The sequence below is a fragment of the Mesorhizobium sp. M0208 genome, assembly GCF_040322015.1.
In the GTDB taxonomy this organism is placed as follows: domain Bacteria; phylum Pseudomonadota; class Alphaproteobacteria; order Rhizobiales; family Rhizobiaceae; genus Mesorhizobium.
Window position 1 is genome coordinate 1 of the sequence record NZ_JAMYSP010000094.1, and the last position, 4,210, is coordinate 4,210.

A 4,210-nucleotide genomic window follows, 5' to 3' on the forward strand; every position below is an offset into this window, starting at 1 on the left:
CAAATCGGAATGCCGGCCGGAATGAAATCGGAATGACTGGCCGGCTTCAAATTGGAATCAGTGGCCGGCTTCAGTGGAATACGCATTCAGCGGCTGGTGCGGGCGAACTTCTCGAACAGGATCATCGTCAAGAGGTTCGGCCTGGCAAAGCCGCGCGGCGTCACATGCCGGCGGATGCGAGATCTTCTCGCATTCGCGGCAAGAGAACTTTTCGCGCACGGTCTGGATCACCTCCAGCGTCTCGGTAACGTCCTCGCCAAGCTTGGCCAGCTTGCCCGAAGGCAACACGGGCAGTTCGCCGGCGCGGCTATGACCACCCGCTCACGCGGCAGATGTTCGGGGAAGGCTTGCACGATGGTCGCTTGCGCTCGGACGCCCTGACCGTCGAGGAGTGTGCCGCCAGTTCCGCCGCCAATTCGTCCTGGCTGGCGTCGGCTTCCAGCTCCTCAAGCTGCAACTCCATCTGTTCGAGAAGCCGCGCCTTGCGCTCCGAGCGGCTGCCATGGATTCGCGCTTCAGCTTCTCGATCTCCAGCCTGGCCGGGCAATCAGCGCATCCAAGTGCGAGTTCACGGCTTGCGCGCGGGCGGCGTAGGCGAGATCATCGAGAATCGGGAGATGGAATGGAACTTGTCGAGCTTGGCCAGAGCGCTCTCGAGCGCTAGGTCTCGGCGTTCCGTCTGAAGCTTCTGGACGAGGTCGGTTGTTCTGGTGAAGAGCACCCGGCAGCCATTCTCGATGAGCGCAAGGCCGATGGCTGAAGCGACATGGCTTTTGCCGCCGCCGGGCGGGCCGAACAGAAGCAGGTTCGCCCCCTTCTCCAGCCAGCTGTCGCCGGAATACATGGGTCTCGACACCAACGCATTCAGCGCGCCCCTGTATACGACGTGTGCCGCTGCCGTCCACTTCGGACCTTGGCCTCAGCCAACCGGCGCAGATAGCCGCGATCCTCATTCGATTTGAGCGCGTGCAGAAGGGTGACATAAAGATTTGCAAAAAGAATCTACTGTTAATCTGGAAGGAATGTAACGGACGTGTAATTGTGGAGAGGCAGAGGATCGGATCGGTCATCCCATTCTGGGCTGGCTCCCAGCACCCTCCGCGGCATCGCCGTATTCGTGAAATGCGCTTGATGTCAGTGTTTGAGCACGCGCGATAGGAACGTCCGGGTGCGCTCACTAGTCGGTTTGTCGAAGATCTGCGCGGGCGGCCCCACCTCGACGATCGCACCATTATCCATATAGATAACGCGATCGGCAACTTCGCGGGCGAAGGCCATCTCATGCGTGACAATCATCATTGTCATGCCATCAGTGCGGAGTTCGCGCATGACGTCCAGCACCTCGCCGACCAATTCCGGATCGAGCGCCGATGTGGGTTCGTCGAACAACATAACGTGCGGTTCCATCGCCAGCGAACGGGCAATAGCGACGCGCTGCTGCTGTCCGCCCGACAACTTGCCGGGATATTTTTGCGCCTGGTCTCGCAGACCAACACGTTCGAGCAGACGCATTGCGATAGCCTGCGCCTCCTCGCGCGACTTGCCGCGAACCCGCATCGGGGCAAGGGCGATGTTCTCCATCACCGTCTTATGCGGAAATAGGTTGAACTGCTGGAACACCATTCCTACGCCGCGTCTGATTTGATGGAGCGCCTTCTCGCCACCGCCCAATTCCAGGTCCTTGATCGTTGGCATGGAAAATCCGTCAACCACCAAGGAACCGCTCTCATGCGTCTCTAGCCCATTGACGCAGCGAATCAGTGTGGACTTGCCCGAGCCGCTGGCGCCGATCAGCACCAGCACCTCACCGGTCGCCACCGACAAGGTCACGTCGCGCAATGCCTGGAACGAACCATAAAACTTGTTGACCTCGTCAAAGGCCACCATCGCTGGCCCGGATTCATCGGATCGCACTATCATCAACGCGTACTCCTATTCATATGGGCCTCCATCCGGCGCGATCCAAAAGTAATCGCCGAGCCGATAACGAAATAGACGGTAAACATGAACACGTAGACTTCATTTGTCTGACCGCTGGCATTTGGATCTGCTAATATCAATTGTCCAGCGCGAAGGAAGTCCATCAGTCCGATGATAAAGACGAGCGTCGCGCCATTGAAAACGTCGAGCACGTTACCGACCAGCGCCGGCTGTACCACTCGGAGGGCCTGCGGCAGAACTATTTCAGTCGAAATCGTCCAATCCGACATACCCAGCGAGCGAGCCGCCTCCCGCTGTCCGCGCGGCACGGCTTGGAACCCGCTGCGCACATACTCGGCCACATAAGCGGCATTGAAGATAGTGTATCCGACCATGCCGCGCGCGAGCGAGGACATCGAAACTTCGGGCATGAACAGCGGCACGGTGATCCAAATCCAGTAGACGACGAGAATCAGTGGCACCGACCGCATCACCTCGATATACCCAGTGCAGCAGGCCCTCAGACTGGGATTTTTGCTCGAGCGGCCGAACGCAAGCAGAATTCCGAGCGGCAGAGACGCCGTTGAAACGACGACCGTGAGCATGACGCTGAGCAGAAGCCCACCCCAGCGATCAAGCCCGGGCGGAGCTAGGACAAATACGGCTGCCCCGCAGGCAGTCAGCCATATAGCTACACCAAATCGACGCGACCAAGGCAGTTGCACGGCGCCGACCGCAGTGCACAGAACGGCGAGGGCCAACCAGGCACGCCATGTTTGCTCCACCGGGTACAACCCGAACAGCAGCAACCGAAGGCTCTCGTATATCCGTGCCCAGTGTGCCTCCCAGATGACCCAATGCAGCAAGACCACTGAAAGCCAGCCAAGCGCCGCGGCGATGAGTATCGAAAGAATAGAATCGATAGGGTTCGCAAAAAGGTTGCGGCGGAGCCAGCTATGCAATGTCGTGACCATCACGCTCTCTCCAGGGAGAACCGTCTATTTACAACGTTCGTCAACGCGCTGATTACCCAACTGAGAAGCAGGTAAACCCCCATGACGATAAGGACGGTCTCGAAATCGCGGCCAGTCTGGTTGGCCACAGTGCCGCTCACGCTAAACAAGTCGGGAAAGCCGATCGCAATACCGATCGACGTATCCTTTGTGAGGCTGATATAGCGGTTGGTTAGAGAAGGTATGATAATTCTGAATACTTGTGGGAGCACGATGTCTCTGATCGTATCGCGCCGCGACAAACCCAGTGCCGCGGCCGCTTCCCACTGCCCTTTAGGCAGCCCTTCGATTGCACCGCGAACGATCTCTGAGATGTACCCGGCGCTGTTTACCATGATGGCAATTAGGATGGCAGACATCTCTGGCGTAAAGTGCAATCCGCCGGTCGCGCCGAAACGTCCAAGCACCGGCAAATCAAGATCAATACGCAAACCTGTTGTGTAACTCGCACCAGCAAAACATAGTCCGGCGCCCAATAAAGCGATACGCCACCGCGTAGGGAAGCGGCGCAGGCACGCCGCCGCCAGGAAAGCGATTGCGACGGCGACCAATAGAGATGACGCGGGCTCCGAGCCCTCTGCTAGGTGCGGTAACGGCAAAAAGACCCCGGATTGTTCTGCAACAAACCATCTTCGGACGGTTGTTGTGCTCGCGGCCGAAGGCAACTGCAGCAACACCGCAAAATACCAGAACATCAGCTGGATCAGTATGGGCGTGTTCCGGATGAATTCGCCAATCGCGAAGGCCAGATTCCGAACTAGCCAATTGGTCGACAAACGAAAAACGCCCAAGGCAACTCCAATCATTGTCGAGAATGCGATGGCCAGAAGGGCCACTTTGACCGTGTTGAAGAGGCCCGCTTCCAGCATCGCCAGATTGGATGATGCGGCGTCCACAGTATCGAAAATTGGCGCCCACCCGCTCCAAATGGGCGCCAACCCCTCGCTTATGCTGAATCGGGAAGGTGCAGACAAATAAGCAAAACTGAAGTCGACGCCACGGCTTGCTAGGTTTTGTTGGATCGCCAACCCCCCCAGTATTACAAACCCAAGAACGGCCGCTACTATGGCACCATGAGTCAGCTTGTATCGCACCCAAGCAACGTATCGCTTAGCCGATGGCGTTGCGCGCGAGGATCTCCACGGTCTTGTTTTTGCTACTATCATGCCCCGGTCCGATGCATTGCCACGTGGTTGATCGACGCCGAACTCCGCCTACTCCCAAGGAGGCGAGTACAGGAGTCCGCCGTTAAGCCATGAGGCATTGGGGGTGCCGGT

General features: G+C 58.1%; 4 protein-coding genes and 1 pseudogene. All 5 read right to left on the minus strand.

Annotated elements, in window-relative coordinates; genetic code table 11:
• Window positions 1-84 precede the first annotated feature (84 nt).
• Window positions 85-611, minus strand: a pseudogene (locus NKJ17_RS33585) (IS66 family transposase); the annotation flags it as partial.
• Window positions 569-856 (minus strand): ATP-binding protein, encoded by a 288-nt coding sequence (locus NKJ17_RS33590; RefSeq protein WP_502906600.1) that lies wholly within the window; start codon window positions 854-856, stop codon window positions 569-571. The gene NKJ17_RS33590 and the pseudogene NKJ17_RS33585, both read right to left, overlap by 43 nt.
• A 278-nt stretch (window positions 857-1,134) precedes the next feature.
• Window positions 1,135-1,887 (minus strand): amino acid ABC transporter ATP-binding protein, encoded by a 753-nt coding sequence (locus NKJ17_RS33595; RefSeq protein WP_352691994.1) that lies wholly within the window; start codon window positions 1,885-1,887, stop codon window positions 1,135-1,137.
• Window positions 1,888-1,919: 32 nt separating this feature from the next.
• Window positions 1,920-2,894: an amino acid ABC transporter permease gene (locus NKJ17_RS33600; RefSeq protein WP_352691996.1), complete on the minus strand. Its 975-nt coding sequence runs from the start codon at window positions 2,892-2,894 to the stop codon at window positions 1,920-1,922.
• Window positions 2,894-3,961 (minus strand): ABC transporter permease subunit, encoded by a 1,068-nt coding sequence (locus tag NKJ17_RS33605; RefSeq protein ID WP_352691998.1) that lies wholly within the window; start codon window positions 3,959-3,961, stop codon window positions 2,894-2,896. The genes NKJ17_RS33600 and NKJ17_RS33605 overlap by 1 nt, the downstream gene beginning before the upstream one ends.
• Between the last annotated feature and the right edge of the window lie 249 nt (window positions 3,962-4,210).

What these genes read in the sequence shown, in the direction of transcription:
- NKJ17_RS33595 (WP_352691994.1), bottom strand. Translation starts at nt 1,887, where the DNA reads ATGGTGGCCTTTGACGAGGTCAACAAGTTTTATGGTTCGTTCCAGGCA.
- NKJ17_RS33600 (WP_352691996.1), bottom strand. Translation starts at nt 2,894, where the DNA reads ATGGTCACGACATTGCATAGCTGGCTCCGCCGCAACCTTTTTGCGAAC.